Here is an 18394-nt window from a genome sequence, read left to right on the forward strand (position 1 = left end):
TATTCGCTCAGTCAATTCTCGCTATACTCAATTTGCTTTATCAGTCAGGGCCCTTTCTCATATAGCACACCGAATGTTTACTTTTAACTCATTGTTTAAAAGGTACTTTTATGTCTATTCGTGAACTGATTGACCCATCCAATTCCGCACTGATTTTTATCGATCACCAACCGCAAATGTCCTTTGGTGTCGCTAATATTGACCGTCAATTGCTGAAGAATAATACGGTAGCACTGGCGAAAGCCGGCAAAATTTTTGATGTTCCTGTTATCTACACGTCGGTCGAAACGAAAAGCTTCAGCGGCTATATCTGGCCAGAATTGCTGGCGGTTCATCCGGATGTCAAACCCATTGAACGTACCTCGATGAACTCCTGGGAAGACGATGCGTTTGTTGCGGCAGTTAAAGCAACGGGCCGTAAGAAACTTATCATCTCAGCCCTGTGGACCGAGGTTTGCCTGACTTTCCCGGCGCTGATGGCGCTCGACGAAGGCTTCGAAGTGTACGTGGTAACCGATACGTCCGGCGGTACATCCGTTGATGCGCACGAACGAGCGATTGACCGTATGGTTCAGGCCGGGGCCGTACCGGTGACCTGGCAGCAGGTGTTGCTTGAGTACCAGCGCGACTGGTCACGCAAAGGCACTTACGACGCGGTAATGGACCTGGTTCGCGAGCACAGCGGGGCTTATGGCATGGGCGTTGATTATGCCTACACCCTCGTTCATGGCGCGCCAGAACGTAAAGCGTAAACCTTTCAGGGCGGGGTTCTCCCGCCCATCAATGACCAGGGAGCTTTTATGGCGCAAACATCACATGTGACGCTGGTGATTACTCACACGTTACTTCCGGGACAGGCTGAGCACTACGAACAGTGGCTTGGCAGGATCATGCCCATCGCGGCGGAATTTCCCGGCCATCTGGGCGCGAACGTGATCCGCCCGTCCGAAGGGCAAAACCTGTGGACGGTGATCATCCGCTTCGACACCCTCGAACACCTCTATGAGTGGACTCAGTCTGATACCCGCAATGCGCTGGTGAAAGAGATTGAACCGCTGCTGGCGGAAGGCGACAAAACCGAAGTGCGTACGGAACCTGCGTTCTGGTTTACGCCACCGGAGACACACGTACGTAAGCCAAAACAGTGGAAACAGTTTCTGATCACGCTCCTGGTGATCTTTCCCAGCACCAATCTGGTACCACAAGTGACTGGTGCGCTGCTTCCTGGCCTGAAAGGCTCATTGCTGCTGCATTTGATTAACGATGCCTGTGTGGTCGCGCTGGTGGTCTGGCTGTGGATGCCCATCGTGACCCGTCTGTTTGCCGGATGGCTAAAAAAAGCCTGATTCGGCCGAAAGGAGTACGTTATGTCTCAAACTGCCACACTGATCTTAACTAAGGGTAAGATCCATACACTCGATCGTGAAAATCCGCTTACCGAGGCGGTAGCGATCGCCAACGGCAAGATCCTTGCTACGGGTAATCACGATCGCATCATGAGTTATGCGACGCAGGGAACGCAGATCGTCGATTTACAGGGAAGCACGGTAATCCCCGGCCTGAACGATTCTCACCTGCACCTTATTCGCGGCGGGCTCAATTACAACCTGGAGCTGCGCTGGGAAGGTGTTCCTTCACTGGCGGATGCGTTGCGCATGCTTAAAGTTCAGGCCGACCGCACGCCGTCACCACAGTGGGTGCGTGTTGTCGGCGGCTGGAGCGAGTTTCAGTTTGCTGAACGTCGGATGCCGACCATCGAAGAACTCAATGAGGCGGCACCGGACACCCCGGTATTTGTGCTGCATCTCTACGATCGCGCGTTGCTCAACCGTGCAGCCTTGAAAGCTGTCGGGTATACCAAAGAGACCCCGAACCCACCGGGCGGCGAGATTGTGCGCGACAACAACGGTAACCCGACCGGGATGCTGATCGCCAAACCTAATGCAATGATCCTCTACGCCACACTGGCGAAAGGGCCGAAACTGCCGATTGAGCAGCAGGTGAACTCTACGCGCCAGTTTATGCGCGAGCTGAACCGCCTGGGATTGACCAGCGCAATTGATGCAGGGGGCGGTTTCCAGAACTACCCGGAAGATTATGAGGTAATTGCTGAGCTGCACGCCAAAGCGCAGATGACTGTGCGCATTGCTTACAACCTCTTTACCCAGCGCCCGAAACAGGAACTGGAAGATTTTGAGCGCTGGACAGATATGCTCAAGCCGGGTCAGGGAACGGATTTCTATCGCGCGAACGGAGCCGGTGAGATGCTGGTCTTCTCGGCGGCGGATTTCGAGGATTTCCTTCAGCCGCGTCCGGATCTGCCGGAAGGAATGGAAGACGAACTGGAGCGTGTGGTGCGTCATCTGGTGGAAAACCGCTGGCCGTTCCGCTTGCACGCGACTTACGACGAATCCATCAGTCGGATGCTGGACGTGTTCGAGAAAGTGAACCGCGATATCCCGTTCAACGGGCTGCACTGGTTCTTCGACCATGCAGAAACCATTACCGAGCGCAATATTGAACGCGTTAAGGCGTTGGGCGGTGGGATTGCGGTCCAGCACCGCATGGCATTCCAGGGGGAGTACTTTGTCGACCGCTATGGCAAAGAGGCGGTGAAGCACACGCCACCAGTGGCGAAAATGCTGGAACTGGAGGTGCCGGTTGGGTTAGGTACGGACGCGACCCGCGTGGCGAGCTATAACCCGTGGACTGCGCTCTACTGGCTGGTATCCGGGCGTACCGTGGGTGGGCTTGCGATGTATGACGACAATAACCGTCTGCCGCGTGACGTTGCCCTTGAGTTGTGGACGGCAGGCAGTGCGTGGTTTTCCAGCGAGCAGGGTAAAAAAGGTCGCCTGGTCGAAGGGCAACTGGCGGACCTGGTGGTGCTGTCGAAAGACTACTTCAGCGTGCCGGAAGAGGAGATCAAAGGTATTGAATCGGTAGTGACCGTGGTGGATGGCAAGGTGGTGTATGCCGCCGGACATTTCAGCCCACTGTCGCCACCGCCAATTCCGGTTGTGCCAGAGTGGTCGCCGGTGGTGAGAAGGTACCCGGACATTATCGCTCCGCACCGCCAGCCGCCAGTAAAGTGGGCGCGGTGGTACAGATGCACCAGTGCATCGGGAGTTGTGGCGTGCATGGGCATGCGCACGGTATCGCGCGCCAGTCGGATATTCCTGTCTCCGATGAACAGGCATTCTGGGGCGTGTTAGGGTGTTCGTGCTTCGCGTTCTAAAACAAAAGGCCCGCATAAGCGGGCCTTTTTCGTAAACCGTGCCGATTACAGGCTGGATACGTTCTCAGACAGGTATTTCGCTACGCCGTCTGGAGAGGCAGCCATACCTTCTTTACCTTTTTCCCACTGAGCAGGGCACACTTCACCGTGCTCTTCGTGGAACTGCAGCGCGTCAACCATACGCAGCATTTCGTCGATGTTACGACCCAGCGGCAGATCGTTCACAACCTGGTGACGCACGATGCCGTTTGCGTCGATCAGGAAAGAACCACGCAGTGCAACGCCAGCGTCCGGATGTTCGATACCGTAAGCCTGCTGGATTTCGCGTTTGATGTCCGCAACCATTGCGTATTTCACCGCACCGATGCCGCCTTTGTCGACAGGGGTGTTACGCCATGCGTTGTGTACAAATTCAGAGTCGAAGGAGACGCCAACAACTTCTACGCCACGCTTCTGGAATTCTTCATAACGTTTGTCGAACGCGATCAGCTCAGACGGGCAAACGAAAGTGAAGTCCATTGGCCAGAAGAACAGAACGGTCGCTTTACCGTTGGTGTGCTGTTTGAAGTTGAAGTTTTCAACGATTTCACCGTTGCCCAGAACTGCTGCAGCTGTAAAATCCGGAGCCGGACGAGTTACCAGAACCATATGATTCTCCTGTAGATACTAAGGTTATTTGGAACGCAACGCGAGCCAGTATAGAGAGTGTTCATGGATAAGACAAAGAGGTGGTGACAATCGTTCCGCCAGCTTTTACCTATCAATGCGAATTCTGTCAGAGCTGTTTGTTTTTCGCCTGCGCCATCATGCGCGGATAGAATTGCCAGAACCGGGTCTCCAGCGCATCGTAATGTTCATCCAGGTCATACCAGGAGTCGCGTAGCGCATCCAGGCGCGGTCGGCGACTGGCCATCCCATTTAACACATTCTGAATGAAATCCATCTCGCGATAGCGCTCCAGCCAGCGTTCTGACCACAGGTAGTTATTCAGATTCACAAAGCGCGGCGGCGAGTCGGGCAAAATGATCGACACCTGCTGGTGGGCATAGCGCACAAAATCCGTTAATGGCAACTCCGGCGAGAGTTGTGCCCAGTGGCGCGACAGGAAGTGATCCCACATCACGTCGAGCGTGATCGGCGCAACGCGGCGCGTTTCGGGGCGAAACCACGCTTTGGCTTCCGTCACTTCCGGCAAGTTATCTGTCAGCACGTCGATACGGCGATGCATAAAAATACCGTCAACGATCTCAGGGGAATAGTTCTCAGCGGGGTTACCGCGTACGAAATCGGCCAGCAAATTACCGGAAAGGGAGCTGTCAGCGAGGTGTGCGAGATGCAGGTGAGCGAGAAAATTCATGCGTTTTATTTGTCCGGGGGTGGCTAGTTGTTGCAGCAAAAGGGTGTGAGCACTAGACTATGCCGCCTGTTTTTAAGTCACGAGTATACGTCATGCGCGTCGCCGATTTCTCCTTTGAACTACCTGAATCCCTGATTGCTCACTATCCAATGCCTGAGCGCAGTAGCTGTCGTTTGCTGTCACTGGATGGGCCAACGGGCGATCTGACGCACGGTACTTTCACCGATTTGCTCGACAAGCTCAACCCTGGCGATCTGCTGGTCTTTAACAATACCCGCGTGATCCCGGCGCGCCTGTTCGGCCGTAAAGCCAGCGGCGGCAAGATTGAAGTGCTGGTCGAACGTATGCTCGATGATAAACGTATTCTGGCACATATTCGCGCCTCTAAAGCACCCAAACCGGGTGCAGAACTGCTGCTCGGTGATGACGAGAGCATCAAAGCGACCATGACCGCGCGCCACGATGCGCTGTTCGAGGTGGAATTCGATGACGAGCGTTCTGTGCTCGACATTCTGAATGCTATCGGCCACATGCCGTTGCCGCCGTACATTGAGCGTCCGGACGAAGAGGCCGACCGCGAGCTGTACCAGACTGTCTATAGCCAGAAACCTGGCGCAGTCGCCGCGCCGACCGCGGGTCTGCACTTTGATGAACCGCTGCTGGAAAAACTGCGTGCAAAAGGCGTTGAGATGGCGTTCGTGACGCTGCACGTTGGCGCGGGTACCTTCCAGCCGGTGCGCGTGGACAGCATCGAAGATCACATCATGCACTCCGAGTATGCCGAAGTACCGCAGGACGTGGTGGATGCTGTTCTGGCGGCGAAAGGCCGGGGGAGCCGCGTGATTGCCGTCGGCACTACCTCTGTGCGTTCGCTTGAGAGCGCCGCACAGGCCGCGAAGAACGATCTTATCGAACCGTTCTTTGGAGATACGCAGATCTTCATCTACCCAGGTTATCAGTACAAAGTCATTGATGCGCTGGTGACCAACTTCCATCTGCCTGAATCCACGCTGATTATGCTGGTGTCCGCGTTTGCGGGTTATCAGCATACGATGAATGCCTACAAGTCTGCGGTAGAACAAAAATATCGCTTTTTTAGCTACGGGGACGCGATGTTTATCACGTACAATCCGCAGGCTTTGAATGAGCGTGTCGGGGAATAAGTCCGCGGCACCGTTTTACAACGTTGGACTGTTTTTCTGACGTCGGAGAAAAAATGAAATTTGAACTCGATACCACCGATGGCCGCGCGCGTCGCGGTCGCCTGGTGTTTGATCGCGGTGTGGTGGAAACCCCCGCGTTTATGCCTGTGGGCACCTACGGCACCGTAAAAGGGATGACGCCGGAAGAAGTGGAAGCCACTGGTGCACAGATTATCCTCGGCAACACCTTCCACCTGTGGCTGCGTCCGGGTCAGGAGATCATGAAGCTCCACGGTGACCTGCACGACTTCATGCAGTGGAAAGGCCCTATCCTGACCGACTCCGGCGGTTTCCAGGTCTTCAGCCTGGGTGATATTCGCAAGATCACCGAGCAGGGCGTACACTTCCGTAACCCGATCAACGGCGATCCTATTTTCCTCGATCCAGAAAAATCGATGGAGATTCAGTACGATCTCGGTTCTGACATCGTCATGATCTTCGACGAATGTACACCGTATCCGGCCGACTGGGATTACGCTAAACGCTCTATGGAGATGTCTTTGCGTTGGGCGAAGCGTAGCCGCGACCGTTTTGACTCCCTGGAGAACAAAAATGCGCTGTTCGGCATTATTCAGGGCAGTGTTTACGAAGATTTACGTGATATCTCCGTTAAAGGTCTGGTAGAGATAGGTTTTGATGGCTACGCTGTCGGCGGTTTGGCTGTGGGTGAGCCGAAGGAAGACATGCATCGCATTCTGGAACATGTCTGCCCGCAAATCCCGGCAGATAAACCCCGTTACCTGATGGGTGTGGGTAAACCAGAAGATCTGGTTGAAGGTGTACGTCGCGGCATTGATATGTTCGACTGCGTGATGCCAACCCGTAACGCGCGTAATGGTCATCTGTTTGTTACCGATGGCGTGGTGAAAATCCGTAACGCGAAGCATAAGAGTGACACCAGTCCGCTCGATGCCGAGTGCGATTGCTATACCTGTCGCAATTATTCTCGCGCGTATCTGCATCATCTCGATCGTTGCAATGAGATTTTGGGTGCGCGTCTCAATACCATTCATAACCTTCGCTATTATCAGCGCTTAATGGCTGGTTTACGCAAGGCTATCGAAGAGGGTAAATTAGAGAGCTTCGTGACCGATTTCTACCAACGCCAGGGTCGAACCGTTCCACCTTTGAACGTTGATTAATTTTAATAATGAGGGAATTTGAATGAGCTTTTTTATTTCTGATGCGGTAGCGGCAACAGGTGCTCCGGCGCAGGGCAGCCCGATGTCTCTGATTCTGATGCTGGTTGTGTTCGGTCTGATCTTCTACTTCATGATCCTGCGCCCACAGCAAAAGCGTACCAAAGAGCACAAAAAGCTGATGGACTCCATCGCGAAAGGCGATGAAGTGCTGACCAACGGTGGTCTGGTTGGTCGCGTAACCAAAGTGGCTGAAAGCGGCTACATTGCTATCGCGCTGAACGACACCACTGAAGTGGTTATCAAACGTGACTTCGTAGCTGCCGTTCTGCCGAAAGGCACTATGAAGGCGCTGTAATCCCAACTTTTCCCAAAGGGAACTGCCGTGTTAAACCGTTATCCTTTGTGGAAGTACATCATGCTGGTCGTCGTGATTCTCGTCGGCCTGCTGTACGCGCTTCCCAACCTGTATGGTGAGGATCCGGCTGTTCAAATCACTGGCGCGCGCGGTGTCGCCGCCAGTGAGCAAACGCTGATCCAGGTCCAGAAAACGTTACAAGAAGAAAAAATTACCGCTAAGTCTGTGGCTCTGGAAGAGGGTGCAATTCTTGCTCGCTTCGACACCACCGACACGCAGCTCCGCGCCCGTGAAGCGCTGATGGGCGTGCTGGGTGATAAATATGTCGTGGCGCTTAACCTTGCTCCTGCAACCCCTCGTTGGCTGGCTGCACTGAACGCAGAGCCAATGAAACTCGGTCTTGACCTGCGTGGTGGCGTTCACTTCCTGATGGAAGTGGATATGGATACCGCGCTGGGCAAACTGCAGGAACAGAATATCGACAGCCTGCGTAGCGATCTGCGTGAAAAAGGCATCGCGTACACTACCGTACGTAAAGAAGATAACTACGGTATGAGCATCACGTTCCGCGACAGCGCGGCGCGCGATCAGGCTGTAACTTATCTGTCTCAGCGTCACCGCGATCTGGTGATCACCTCTTCAGGCAGCAACCAGCTGCGCGCGGTGATGACCGATGCGCGTCTGAGTGAAGCGCGTGAATACGCCGTTCAGCAGAACATCAACATTCTGCGTAACCGTGTAAACCAACTGGGTGTGGCTGAGCCTCTGGTACAGCGCCAGGGTGCTGACCGTATCGTGGTCGAACTGCCAGGTATCCAGGATACCGCACGTGCGAAAGAGATTCTGGGTGCGACCGCAACGCTGGAATTCCGTCTGGTTAACTCCAACGTTGATCAGTCCGCTGCCGCCGCAGGCCGTATTCCGGGTGACTCCGAAGTGAAACAGACCCGCGAAGGTCAGCCTGTTGTGCTGTACAAACGCGTGATCCTGACCGGTGACCACATCACTGACTCCACATCCAGCCAGGACGAATACAACCAGCCGCAGGTTAACATCTCGCTGGATAGCGCGGGTGGTAACATCATGTCTAACTTCACCAAGGACAACATCGGTAAACCGATGGCGACCCTGTTCGTGGAGTACAAAGACAGCGGTAAGAAAGATGCCAATGGCCGTGCAGTGCTGGTGAAAGAGGAAGAGGTGATTAACATCGCCAATATCCAGTCTCGTCTGGGTAACAGCTTCCGCATCACAGGTATCAGCAACCCGAACGAAGCGCGTCAGCTCTCCCTGCTGCTGCGTGCCGGTGCGCTGATTGCACCAATTCAGATTGTAGAAGAACGTACCATTGGTCCTACTCTGGGTATGCAAAACATCCAGCAGGGTCTGGAAGCGTGTCTGGCCGGTCTGGTGGTCTCTATCCTGTTCATGATCTTCTTCTATAAGAAGTTTGGTCTTATTGCGACGTCCGCGCTGCTGGCTAACCTGGTGCTGATCATCGGCATCATGTCCCTGCTGCCGGGTGCGACGCTGACCATGCCGGGTATTGCGGGTATCGTTCTGACCCTTGCGGTGGCGGTCGACGCCAACGTACTGATCAACGAACGTATCAAAGAAGAGTTGAGCAACGGTCGCTCTGTGCAGCAGGCGATTGAAGAAGGCTATAAAGGCGCGTTCAGCTCCATCTTCGATGCGAACGTAACAACACTGATTAAGGTTCTTATCCTGTATGCAGTGGGTACTGGCGCGATCAAAGGCTTTGCGATTACTACCGGTATCGGTGTTGCAACGTCGATGTTTACCGCTATTGTCGGCACCCGTGCCATCGTGAACCTGCTGTACGGCGGCAAGCGCGTCAAAAAGCTGTCTATCTGAGGAGTGCGTTGTGGCACAGGAATATACTGTTGAACAATTAAACCACGGCCGTAAAGTCTGGGACTTTATGCGCTGGGACTACTGGGCCTTCGGCATTTCAGGTTTTCTGCTGATTCTGTCCATCGTTATTATGGGTGTGAAAGGCTTTAACTGGGGTCTCGATTTTACCGGCGGTACGGTAATTGAAATTTCCCTGGAAAAACCGATTGATATGGACCAGATGCGCGAATCGCTGCAGAAAGCGGGCTTTGAAGAGCCGCTGCTGCAAAACTTCGGCAGCAGCCGCGATATCATGGTGCGTATGCCTCCGGTACACGATGCCAACGGCAGCCAGGAGCTGGGTAGCAAGGTTGTTAGCGTGATTAACGAAACAACCAGCCAGAATGCGACGGTTAAGCGTATTGAGTTTGTCGGCCCAAGCGTGGGTGCAGACCTTGCCCAAACCGGTGCAATGGCGCTGATGGTGGCGCTGATCTCCATCCTGATTTACGTTGGTTTCCGCTTCGAGTGGCGACTGGCGGCAGGTGTGGTTATCGCGCTGGCGCACGACGTGGTGATCACCATGGGCGTACTGTCTTTGTTCCACATAGAGATTGACCTGACGATCGTGGCATCGCTGATGTCCGTTATCGGTTACTCACTGAACGACAGTATCGTGGTATCTGACCGTATTCGTGAAAACTTCCGTAAGATCCGTCGCGGTACGCCGTACGAAATCTTTAACGTGTCGTTGACCCAGACGCTGCACCGTACCTTGATCACATCCGGTACCACCTTGATGGTTATCCTGATGCTGTATCTCTTCGGTGGTCCGGTGCTGGAAGGCTTCTCGCTGACCATGCTTATCGGTGTGACTATCGGTACGGCGTCTTCTATTTACGTCGCATCCGCACTGGCACTGAAACTCGGCATGAAGCGCGAGCACTTGCTCCAGCAGAAAGTCGAGAAAGAAGGGGCGGATCAGCCGTCAATTCTGCCGTAAGACGTTTATCGCGTTATCGAAATCCCGGTCTGATGACCGGGATTTTTTTTATCTGCTCCTGACAAACACTCCTGACAGTATGCTGTCAGGAGCCCTGTCGTAGACTCTTTTCGAACCCAAACAAACAGTCAGGAGGATGTATGAAAAGTGTAATTAACTGGTTTGAAATCCCGGTCACGGATATGGATCGCGCGATTACTTTTTATGAGCCAGTGATGCAGGTTTCGTTAAAACGCGAGAAAATGGACTGCGCTGAGCTGGCCGTTTTCCCGCATGAGGATCCGGGTACCGGCGGAGCGCTGGCAAAATTTGAGGGCATTGTGCCGTCTCACGAAGGCGCTATTATTTACCTGCATACTGGCAATCTGCCGGCCACGCTCGATCGTATCGTTACAGCAGGCGGTGAGTGTGTATTCGGCCCACTGGAATTACCTCGTGGCATTGGCACTATCGCATTGTTTACCGACAGTGAAGGTAATCGCGTCGGTCTCCATCAACCTGCCTGAGAGTTAACGAAAATATGACCCGACGCGCTGACCGTTTGTTTCAGATTGTGCAGATCCTGCGGGGCAGGCGTCTGACAACGGCAGCGCATCTGGCGGACAGGCTTGGCGTGTCTGAGCGGACGGTCTACCGCGATATCCGCGACTTGTCACTTTCCGGCGTGCCGGTGGAGGGCGAGGCGGGAAGCGGCTATCGGCTGATGTCGGGTTTTGATTTACCGCCGCTGATGCTGACAAACAAGGAGTCAGAGGCGCTGATGGTGGCGATTCGCCTGCTCAAAACCTGGGGAGGAGAATCGCTGTCGCGCGAACTGGAGTCGGCTCAGGAAAAGGTGTTAGCGATTCTGCCTGAGGAGAGTCGTCGAAAGGCGGAGCAGACGCGGATCTACGCCCCGGATTTTTGCATGCAAAGCCACTCCCGCAGCGATTTTGACATGATTCATCAGGCAATTTCCGCCCAGCGCGTGCTGGCGCTGCATTACCGTGATGAAGCCGGACAGCTCTCACAGCGTGAGGTTCAGCCGTTGGGATTGTTCTTCTGGGGGGAGCGCTGGCTGCTGGCGGCCTGGTGTGAACGGCGCGATGACTACCGCTGTTTCCGGCTCGACAGGTGTCTCAATATTGTGACTACGGAAAGGCGGTTTAGCGAGAGTGCGGACAGGTCTCTGGCGGATTTTTTACGGAAGGTTAAGCAGTAAAAAGCCGGGTGGCGGCTACGCCTTACCCGGCCTGCATTCGGATCGTTGGCCCGGTAAGCGTAGCGCCACCGGGCGAAACCCACACTGATTAGAAGTTGTAACCCACGACCAGGTAACCACCCCAACCGGTTGATTTAGACGTGAAGTCACCCTCACCCCAGTTAACGGTATCCCCACCTTTCCACTGGCCGCCGTTATGGAAATAACGCGCGACGACAGAGTAGTGCCAGTGATCGTAGTTCAGAGCCAGAACGTGGCTGGACGCGATAGAGTTACTGGTGCGGTTCTTGTCATCACCCAGAACTGAGCCCCAGTCGAAGTTGGTGAAGCCGATGTAGGTCAGCTGGCCACCCCAAACCTGAGTGATTGGCACAAAGTATTTTACTTTGAAACGGTAGCCATCCCACTCGTTTTCGTTTGAAGCGCCATAGTTCTGCCACTGGTATTTAGCATACACGTTCAGAGACAGGCCCATTGGCAGACCGGTATCGATATCTGTACCCAGACCCATGTACCAGGTGCTCTGACGGCTGCCTTTGTTATCGCCCATATCGTAGATATAGTTGTTGGCGAAATACCATTCTTTGAACGGACCAAAGCTCAGGTCGGTACCCGTCAGTTTATCAATAGAGAAACGCGGTTCGATTTCCATGAACAGCGGGGAACCGTCGGACCAGATACCTTTGTCGTTACCGTTACCCCAGTCAAAGGTCTTAGGAATATCGATATAGCCGTAGAAATCAAACCAGTCTTTTTTAGCAAACGCTTCGTATTCCAGATAAACGTCGTTGTTCAGCTTCGGAGAAAAGCGCGTATGGTAGCTGCCGACCACGTTAACGCTCTGGTGCCACCAGTCGGAGAGATATTGTGGTTTATCATTTTCCGCTGCGTTAACAGTGAAAGAGGAGGAAAGTGCCAGCACGGTGCCGGCTGCAAGTAATGTTTTTTTCATAATCATGCCACTGATTGAAATTCCCTTCCGGGAGTGAAAAATGCGCGAATTGCGTTTCTAAATATTTCGTGTTTCTGCGGTGCCTATTATAGGAATCCCTGCTCACAAAAATATGTGTTGTTTCACATATCTCTCACACGCGTAATCGATTGCGTTCACGTTTGCGTACTTTAAACGGCCGGGATTGTAGCGACAATCATTAATGTTGCCAATCCATACGAAATGTAAATGTTAGCGGAGTGACATTGCACTCCGCTGAAGGAGGGGTTACTGCGCGGCGGGCTGGATATCGTGGATGCGGATAAAACCTAACTGATCTGGCGTGAGTCCACTCAGCTGAAGCGGGATATCAACATCGCTGGGCGCCAGTATACTCGCGGGGGCGGTGAATAGTTGGTTCTTCACATTCACTTCCTGGTAGCTTTCGGTAGTGCCCTGGATCTGGCCCCACTCGACGGTGCCAGTGAAGGCCGGAAGGGGATCGTTGGATTCACCCTGGATGCGTAATGTTGCGCGAGTACCATCTGCATTCGCCGCAACGTTCACCAGTGACATTTTCAGCGTGCCAATCTGGCTGTTGAGCCGCGCAGGCGTATTGGCACCAGGCAGCAGATACACCCCGCTGCTGGATTTTGCGTTCAGCGCGTTTTGTTGGGTGATCTTCACCGTTTCTTTATTCAGCTTATCCATTGCCGTATTGAGCGTATTGACGCTTTGTTTCATCTGGCGAACTTCGGTTTGCTGTGCACAGGCGCTAAGGGTGAAGAGGCTCCCCACCAGCAAAATCTTCAGGTAACGTCTTGTCATTGCGTTTATTTCCTTGAAATAACGGTTCCTCATTATGGTAGCCAGCATCCACCTGTCAGACATAGATCCTTTGTCTCAAAAAGCTCTTCCTTTGTTGTCAGGCCAGATCAGGGTAAAATGAAAATCAGTTAACCGGATAACAGGGATACCGTATGCATTGCCCATTCTGCTCCGCTGTGGATACCAAAGTCATCGACTCTCGTCTTGTGGGCGAAGGGTCATCCGTACGCCGTCGTCGGCAATGTCTGGTGTGCAACGAGCGTTTCACGACCTTTGAGGTTGCTGAGCTGGTAATGCCGCGCGTGGTAAAAAGCAACGACGTGCGCGAGCCGTTTAACGAAGAGAAACTGCGCAGCGGAATGCTGAAGGCCCTGGAAAAACGTCCCGTCAGCGCGGACGACGTTGAAATGGCGTTAAACCACATTAAATCTTATCTTCGTGGTCTGGGTGAGCGTGAAGTGCCAAGCAAGATGATTGGCAACCTGGTGATGGAGCAGTTGAAAAAGCTCGATAAGGTCGCCTATATCCGCTTCGCTTCGGTCTACCGCAGTTTCGAAGATATCAAAGAGTTTGGCGAAGAGATCGCCCGCTTACAGGATTAAGCTCATGCAGGATGAGATTTACATGGCGCTAGCCATGAAGCTGGCGCAGCGCGGGCGTTTTACCACCCATCCCAACCCGAATGTCGGGTGCGTTATCGTCAAAGATGGCGAGATTGTGGGCGAAGGTTTTCACTATCGCGCGGGCGAGCCGCATGCTGAGGTGCACGCGTTGCGCATGGCCGGTGAGAAGGCGCGCGGTGCTACGGCCTACGTTACGCTGGAGCCCTGCAGCCATCACGGCCGTACGCCACCGTGCTGTGAAGCACTGATTGCGGCGGGTGTTTCACGCGTCGTCGCGTCAATGCAGGACCCGAACCCGCAGGTCGCCGGCCGCGGTTTGTATCGTCTGCAGCAGGAAGGGATTGACGTCAGCCATGGGCTGATGATGCAAGACGCGGAAGCGATCAATAAAGGCTTCCTCAAGCGCATGCGCACCGGGTTCCCGTATATCCAACTTAAGCTGGGCGCCTCTCTGGACGGTCGCACGGCAATGGCGAACGGTGAGAGCCAGTGGATCACCTCGCCGCAGGCAAGGCGCGATGTGCAACGTCTGCGTGCGCAAAGCCATGCTATCCTCACCAGCAGTGAAACCGTTCTGGCTGACGATCCCGCCATGACCGTGCGCTGGAACGAACTGAATGCCGATACCCAGGCGCTTTACCCGCAGGAGAACCTGCGTCAGCCGCTGCGTATTGTCATAGATAGCCAGAACCGCGTCACACCTGAACACCGCATTGTGCAGCAGCCCGGTGAAACCTGGATTGCGCGCACTAAAGAAGATTCACGTGACTGGCCGGAAGGCGTGCGCAGCATCATGGTGCCGGAGCATAACGGGCATCTGGATCTCGTGGTGCTAATGATGTTACTTGGCAAACAACAGGTAAACAGCATCTGGGTAGAAGCGGGGCCAACGCTCGCCGGTGCGCTCTTACAGGCTGGGCTGGTGGATGAGCTGATTGTTTACGTTGCGCCTAAACTGTTGGGTAGCGACGCGCGTGGCCTGTTTGTGCTGCCCGGCCTTGAAAAACTGGCCAATGCACCACAACTCAAATTTAGCGAGATTCGTCCGGTGGGTCCGGATGTCTGCCTCCATTTAACGACAGCGTAATTGCTCCTGAAATAGGGAAGCAGTACGCAAAGTATTATGATAAAATCCGCCCCCCTGCGGGGCCAAATGAACCCGTAAAGGAAGAGTATGAACATTATTGAAGCTGCTGTAGCTACCCCGGACGCTCGCGTCGCCATCACCATTGCGCGTTTCAACAACTTCATCAACGACAGCCTGCTGGAAGGTGCCATTGACGCCCTGAAACGTATCGGCCAGGTTAAAGATGACAACATTACCGTTGTTTGGGTTCCAGGTGCTTACGAACTGCCACTGGCAGCAGGCGCGCTGGCAAAAACCGGTAAATACGACGCGGTGATTGCTCTGGGTACCGTTATTCGTGGCGGCACTGCGCACTTCGAATACGTTGCGGGCGGTGCAAGCAATGGTCTGGCTCACGTTGCGCAGGATGCTGAAATTCCTGTCGCGTTTGGCGTGCTGACCACCGAAAGTATTGAACAAGCCATCGAACGTGCTGGCACTAAGGCCGGTAACAAAGGTGCAGAAGCTGCACTGACCGCGCTTGAAATGATCAATGTATTGAAAGCCATCAAGGCCTGATTTTTTTGTAAGGGGAATTCCGTGAAACCTGCTGCTCGTCGCCGCGCCCGTGAATGTGCCGTCCAGGCACTTTACTCCTGGCAGTTGTCCCAAAACGACATCGCTGATGTTGAATACCAGTTCCTGTCAGAACAGGACGTAAAAGACGTCGATGTTCTGTACTTCCGTGAACTGCTGTCGGGAGTGGCGACTAATAGCGCGTATCTCGATGGTCTGATGAAGCCCTACCTGTCCCGTCTGCTCGAAGAGCTGGGTCAGGTTGAAAAAGCAGTGTTGCGCATTGCGCTGTTTGAGCTGTCTAAACGTGATGATGTGCCGTATAAAGTGGCCATCAACGAAGCGATCGAACTGGCGAAAACCTTCGGCGCTGAAGACAGCCACAAGTTTGTAAACGGCGTACTTGATAAAGCAGCACCTGCGATCCGTCCCCACAAAAAGTGATCCGCAAACCGGAGTTCTGCATTGCCTGATGGGCAGTGCGGCTCCGGTTTTTTCTTTTATTTGCTGAGGCATAACGTATGGCATGCGGCGAATTCTCCCTGATTGCCCGTTATTTCGACCGTGTCAGAACCTCTCGTCTTGATGTTGAAACCGGCATTGGCGATGACTGCGCACTTCTCAATATTCCCGAAAAACAGACGCTGGCAATCAGCACCGACACCTTAGTGTGCGGACGTCATTTTTTACCGGATATCGATCCTGCCGATCTGGCGTATAAAGCGCTGGCCGTCAACGTGAGCGATCTGGCGGCAATGGGCGCCGATCCCGCGTGGCTGACGCTGGCTCTGACGCTGCCAGAGGTAGATGAAGCTTGGCTTGAAGCCTTTAGCGATGCGTTGTTTGAGCAGCTCAACTATTACGATATGCAGTTGATTGGCGGTGATACCACTGCCGGGCCGCTGTCGATGACGCTGGCAATCCACGGCTATGTGCCGCTCGGTCGCGCGCTGAAACGATCGGGTGCAAAACCCGGTGACTGGATCTACGTGACCGGTACGCCGGGAGACAGCGCCGCAGGGCTGGCGATCCTCCAGGACCGCTTAACCGTGAAGGATGCTGACGACGCGGCATATCTGGTGAAACGCCATTTGCGGCCAACACCGCGTATTCTGCACGGTCAGGCGCTGCGCGAGCGGGCAAGTTCGGCTATCGATCTCTCTGACGGGCTGATCTCAGATCTCGGTCATATTCTGAAGGCCAGCGGCGTGGGTGCGCGTGTTGACCTGGATCTCTTCCCGCTGTCAGAGCAACTGCTTCGCCATGTGGATCCTGAGCAGGCGCTGCGCTGGGCGCTCTCCGGTGGAGAAGATTACGAGCTGTGCTTCACGGTGCCTGAGCTCAACCGTGGAACGCTGGACGTGGCGTTAGCGCATCTCGGCGCGAAATTTACCTGCATCGGGCAGATCATGCCGGAGAGCGAAGGGCTGAAGTTTGTGAGAGACGGTACGCCCATTACGCTGGACTGGAAAGGATACGATCACTTCGCGTAAGTTTGCTTTTTTCCCCCTCTCCCACCGGGCTGAGGGATCCCCACAAAATAATACCAGCACGGACGCCCCCCCTCTCCCTTGAGGGAGAGGGCTGGGGTGAGGGGGAACATACGGATCTGGTGGTCATTCCGTTCACTTTATGTTCATTGCTACTCTGTAACAGCATGACCTGTGAACGTGCCAGGGCGGCTCAATCGCCGCCGCCCTGGCGACCCGGGCTCCCGGCGGTAAATCGCCGCTTCGCGGTACCCTCAGCTTATTCCTTCAGGCTATCGGGTCGGGCATGAGCCTGCATCCCTGCAGGCCACGCCCTCTCGGCGCATCCCTGCGCCTCGCCCCGGCCTTACGGAAACGCTTCGGCGATTTACAGCCGGACCAGGTATCGCTGTAAGCCATTAATTTTCCGGAAGCAATATTCATCGCTTCCGGTTAAAAAAAAATTACTGGGGATTCCTCACCCCACCGGGAGAGGGTCAGGGTGAGGGCTTACTTAAACCCCACCACCGGATGCTGTTGATATGGCGTCTCCAGCTCGGCAATCTGCTCCGGCGTCAGCGTGATGTCCACCGCATTCAGCAGTTCATCAAGCTGTTCTTCCCGCGATGTTCCAATAATCGGTGCCGCAACCCCGCGTTTACCCAGCAGCCACGCCAGCGCCACCTGGGCCCGGGTTGCACCGGTTTCGTTAGCAATCCCGGCTAAACGTTCAGCAATCAACGCATCGCTGACCTCTGTGCCTTCATACAGATTTTTTCCCACTTCATCCGATACCAGGCGGGCCGTGGTTTCCCCCCACGGACGGGTCAGGCGACCGCGCGCCAGCGGGCTCCACGGGATCACCGCCACGCCCTCCTGATGGCACAGCGGCAGCATCTCACTTTCTTCTTCGCGATAGATAAGATTGTAGTGATCCTGCATGGTGACGAAGCGCGCCCAGCCATGCTGTGCCTGGAGATCGAGCGCCTGTGCAAACTGCGACGCGTGCATTGATGAGGCACCGATGTAGCGTGCTTTACCCGCTTTCACCACGTCGTTCAGCGCTTCAAGCGTCTCCTCGATCGGCGTGTTGTAATCCCAGCGGTGAATTTGCAGCAGATCGACATAATCCATGTTCAGGCGTCTGAGACTGTCATCAATAGAACGCAGGATCTGCGTGCGAGAAAGGCCCTGAGCCAGATCGCCAACCGGGTAATACACCTTGGTGGCGACCACAATTTCTTCCCGACGGGCAAAATCACGCAGGGCACGGCCGACAATCTCCTCACTGCTGCCGTCGGAGTAGCTGTTTGCGGTGTCAAAGAAGTTAATGCCCCCTTCGATGGCGTGTTTGATGATAGGGCGGCTACTCTCTTCCGGCAGCGTCCAGGCATGATTACCCCGGTCAGGCTCGCCAAAGGTCATGCACCCCAGGCAAAGTCGGGAAACCTTAAGGTCTGTTTTTCCTAATGTTGTGTATTGCATGGTTCCACTCCTGCTGTTTTAAACAATACGTTTAAGCATAGCAGGAGCAGAACAGGGGGAGGGA

General features: G+C 54.4%; 19 protein-coding genes and 1 pseudogene. 15 read left to right on the top strand and 5 right to left on the bottom strand.

Features of this window, described 5'->3' with window-relative positions; translation table 11 throughout:
* Nucleotides 1–110 precede the first annotated feature (110 nt).
* The 3 genes and pseudogenes from AAHF05_RS04660 (at nucleotide 111) to AAHF05_RS04670 (ending at nucleotide 3238) form a co-directional block, all read left to right on the top strand.
* Complete coding sequence (locus AAHF05_RS04660; protein WP_014069092.1) at nucleotides 111–752, top strand: hydrolase; 642 nt, start codon at nucleotides 111–113, stop codon at nucleotides 750–752.
* Between the two features lie 48 nt (nucleotides 753–800).
* The gene (locus AAHF05_RS04665) at nucleotides 801–1346 is read left to right on the top strand and encodes an antibiotic biosynthesis monooxygenase (protein ID WP_028017671.1); all 546 of its coding nucleotides are present in this window, start codon (nucleotides 801–803) and stop codon (nucleotides 1344–1346) included.
* A 21-nt stretch (nucleotides 1347–1367) separates the two neighbouring features.
* Nucleotides 1368–3238 (top strand): annotated as a pseudogene (locus AAHF05_RS04670) (amidohydrolase).
* Between the two features lie 45 nt (nucleotides 3239–3283).
* On the opposite strand, the gene AAHF05_RS04675 reads toward AAHF05_RS04670, so the two are convergent.
* Nucleotides 3284–3886 carry a peroxiredoxin gene (locus tag AAHF05_RS04675; RefSeq protein WP_008503347.1) on the bottom strand — a complete coding sequence of 201 codons (603 nt, stop codon included), beginning with the start codon at nucleotides 3884–3886 and terminating at the stop codon, nucleotides 3284–3286.
* Between the two features lie 127 nt (nucleotides 3887–4013).
* Nucleotides 4014–4595, bottom strand: coding sequence for an ACP phosphodiesterase (gene acpH, locus AAHF05_RS04680; RefSeq protein ID WP_129323809.1), 582 nt, complete (start codon nucleotides 4593–4595; stop codon nucleotides 4014–4016).
* A gap of 92 nt (nucleotides 4596–4687) precedes the next feature.
* Here acpH and queA point away from each other — a divergent pair, with 92 nt between their 5' ends.
* From queA to AAHF05_RS04715, 7 genes are all read left to right on the top strand, one after another.
* Complete coding sequence (gene queA / locus AAHF05_RS04685; protein WP_129323810.1) at nucleotides 4688–5758, top strand: tRNA preQ1(34) S-adenosylmethionine ribosyltransferase-isomerase QueA; 1071 nt, start codon at nucleotides 4688–4690, stop codon at nucleotides 5756–5758.
* 53 nt (nucleotides 5759–5811) lie between these two features.
* Nucleotides 5812–6939 (top strand): tRNA guanosine(34) transglycosylase Tgt, encoded by a 1128-nt coding sequence (gene tgt / locus AAHF05_RS04690; protein WP_028017667.1) that lies wholly within the window; start codon nucleotides 5812–5814, stop codon nucleotides 6937–6939.
* Nucleotides 6940–6961: 22 nt separating this feature from the next.
* Entirely contained in the window at nucleotides 6962–7294 is a 333-nt protein-coding gene (gene yajC / locus AAHF05_RS04695; protein WP_000007630.1) for a preprotein translocase subunit YajC, read from the top strand.
* A gap of 27 nt (nucleotides 7295–7321) precedes the next feature.
* Nucleotides 7322–9169 (top strand): protein translocase subunit SecD, encoded by a 1848-nt coding sequence (gene secD, locus AAHF05_RS04700; RefSeq protein WP_072032696.1) that lies wholly within the window; start codon nucleotides 7322–7324, stop codon nucleotides 9167–9169.
* Nucleotides 9170–9179: 10 nt separating this feature from the next.
* A complete protein-coding gene (gene secF / locus AAHF05_RS04705) occupies nucleotides 9180–10151 on the top strand; it encodes a protein translocase subunit SecF (protein ID WP_028017665.1) in 972 nt (323 codons plus the stop codon).
* Nucleotides 10152–10291: 140 nt separating this feature from the next.
* The gene (locus AAHF05_RS04710; RefSeq protein ID WP_028017664.1) at nucleotides 10292–10657 is read left to right on the top strand and encodes a VOC family protein; all 366 of its coding nucleotides are present in this window, start codon (nucleotides 10292–10294) and stop codon (nucleotides 10655–10657) included.
* A 14-nt stretch (nucleotides 10658–10671) separates the two neighbouring features.
* Nucleotides 10672–11352, top strand: coding sequence for a YafY family protein (locus AAHF05_RS04715; RefSeq protein ID WP_028017663.1), 681 nt, complete (start codon nucleotides 10672–10674; stop codon nucleotides 11350–11352).
* An 88-nt stretch (nucleotides 11353–11440) separates the two neighbouring features.
* Here the strand turns inward: AAHF05_RS04715 and AAHF05_RS04720 are convergent, their stop codons facing one another.
* Nucleotides 11441–12304, bottom strand: a complete 864-nt coding sequence (locus AAHF05_RS04720) for a nucleoside-specific channel-forming protein Tsx (protein ID WP_129323812.1) — start codon at nucleotides 12302–12304, stop codon at nucleotides 11441–11443.
* A gap of 267 nt (nucleotides 12305–12571) precedes the next feature.
* Entirely contained in the window at nucleotides 12572–13111 is a 540-nt protein-coding gene (locus tag AAHF05_RS04725; protein ID WP_028017661.1) for a DUF3251 domain-containing protein, read from the bottom strand.
* 152 nt (nucleotides 13112–13263) lie between these two features.
* Here AAHF05_RS04725 and nrdR point away from each other — a divergent pair, with 152 nt between their 5' ends.
* From nrdR to thiL, 5 genes are all read left to right on the top strand, one after another.
* A complete protein-coding gene (gene nrdR, locus AAHF05_RS04730; protein WP_008503337.1) occupies nucleotides 13264–13713 on the top strand; it encodes a transcriptional regulator NrdR in 450 nt (149 codons plus the stop codon).
* A 4-nt stretch (nucleotides 13714–13717) separates the two neighbouring features.
* Nucleotides 13718–14821 (top strand): bifunctional diaminohydroxyphosphoribosylaminopyrimidine deaminase/5-amino-6-(5-phosphoribosylamino)uracil reductase RibD, encoded by a 1104-nt coding sequence (gene ribD, locus AAHF05_RS04735; protein ID WP_129323813.1) that lies wholly within the window; start codon nucleotides 13718–13720, stop codon nucleotides 14819–14821.
* 87 nt (nucleotides 14822–14908) lie between these two features.
* A complete protein-coding gene (gene ribE / locus AAHF05_RS04740; RefSeq protein WP_006176874.1) occupies nucleotides 14909–15379 on the top strand; it encodes a 6,7-dimethyl-8-ribityllumazine synthase in 471 nt (156 codons plus the stop codon).
* Nucleotides 15380–15400: 21 nt separating this feature from the next.
* Nucleotides 15401–15820 carry a transcription antitermination factor NusB gene (gene nusB, locus AAHF05_RS04745; protein WP_006809908.1) on the top strand — a complete coding sequence of 140 codons (420 nt, stop codon included), beginning with the start codon at nucleotides 15401–15403 and terminating at the stop codon, nucleotides 15818–15820.
* Nucleotides 15821–15897: 77 nt separating this feature from the next.
* Nucleotides 15898–16869: a thiamine-phosphate kinase gene (thiL, locus tag AAHF05_RS04750; RefSeq protein ID WP_129323814.1), complete on the top strand. Its 972-nt coding sequence runs from the start codon at nucleotides 15898–15900 to the stop codon at nucleotides 16867–16869.
* Nucleotides 16870–17355: 486 nt separating this feature from the next.
* On the opposite strand, the gene AAHF05_RS04755 is transcribed toward thiL, so the two are convergent.
* A complete protein-coding gene (locus AAHF05_RS04755) occupies nucleotides 17356–18330 on the bottom strand; it encodes an aldo/keto reductase (RefSeq protein WP_129323815.1) in 975 nt (324 codons plus the stop codon).
* Between the last annotated feature and the right edge of the window lie 64 nt (nucleotides 18331–18394).

Source organism: Enterobacter adelaidei (genome assembly GCF_041937165.1).
In the GTDB taxonomy this organism is placed as follows: domain Bacteria; phylum Pseudomonadota; class Gammaproteobacteria; order Enterobacterales; family Enterobacteriaceae; genus Enterobacter; species Enterobacter adelaidei.

Excerpts from the sequence above, each read along its gene's own strand:
- AAHF05_RS04660 (WP_014069092.1), top strand. The coding sequence starts at position 111 with ATGTCTATTCGTGAACTGATTGACCCATCCAATTCCGCACTGATTTTT.
- AAHF05_RS04665 (WP_028017671.1), top strand. The coding sequence starts at position 801 with ATGGCGCAAACATCACATGTGACGCTGGTGATTACTCACACGTTACTT.
- AAHF05_RS04675 (WP_008503347.1), bottom strand. The coding sequence starts at position 3,886 with ATGGTTCTGGTAACTCGTCCGGCTCCGGATTTTACAGCTGCAGCAGTT.
- acpH (WP_129323809.1), bottom strand. The coding sequence starts at position 4,595 with ATGAATTTTCTCGCTCACCTGCATCTCGCACACCTCGCTGACAGCTCC.
- queA (WP_129323810.1), top strand. The coding sequence starts at position 4,688 with ATGCGCGTCGCCGATTTCTCCTTTGAACTACCTGAATCCCTGATTGCT.
- tgt (WP_028017667.1), top strand. The coding sequence starts at position 5,812 with ATGAAATTTGAACTCGATACCACCGATGGCCGCGCGCGTCGCGGTCGC.
- yajC (WP_000007630.1), top strand. The coding sequence starts at position 6,962 with ATGAGCTTTTTTATTTCTGATGCGGTAGCGGCAACAGGTGCTCCGGCG.
- AAHF05_RS04710 (WP_028017664.1), top strand. The coding sequence starts at position 10,292 with ATGAAAAGTGTAATTAACTGGTTTGAAATCCCGGTCACGGATATGGAT.
- AAHF05_RS04715 (WP_028017663.1), top strand. The coding sequence starts at position 10,672 with ATGACCCGACGCGCTGACCGTTTGTTTCAGATTGTGCAGATCCTGCGG.
- AAHF05_RS04720 (WP_129323812.1), bottom strand. The coding sequence starts at position 12,304 with ATGAAAAAAACATTACTTGCAGCCGGCACCGTGCTGGCACTTTCCTCC.
- AAHF05_RS04725 (WP_028017661.1), bottom strand. The coding sequence starts at position 13,111 with ATGACAAGACGTTACCTGAAGATTTTGCTGGTGGGGAGCCTCTTCACC.
- nrdR (WP_008503337.1), top strand. The coding sequence starts at position 13,264 with ATGCATTGCCCATTCTGCTCCGCTGTGGATACCAAAGTCATCGACTCT.
- ribD (WP_129323813.1), top strand. The coding sequence starts at position 13,718 with ATGCAGGATGAGATTTACATGGCGCTAGCCATGAAGCTGGCGCAGCGC.
- ribE (WP_006176874.1), top strand. The coding sequence starts at position 14,909 with ATGAACATTATTGAAGCTGCTGTAGCTACCCCGGACGCTCGCGTCGCC.
- thiL (WP_129323814.1), top strand. The coding sequence starts at position 15,898 with ATGGCATGCGGCGAATTCTCCCTGATTGCCCGTTATTTCGACCGTGTC.
- AAHF05_RS04755 (WP_129323815.1), bottom strand. The coding sequence starts at position 18,330 with ATGCAATACACAACATTAGGAAAAACAGACCTTAAGGTTTCCCGACTT.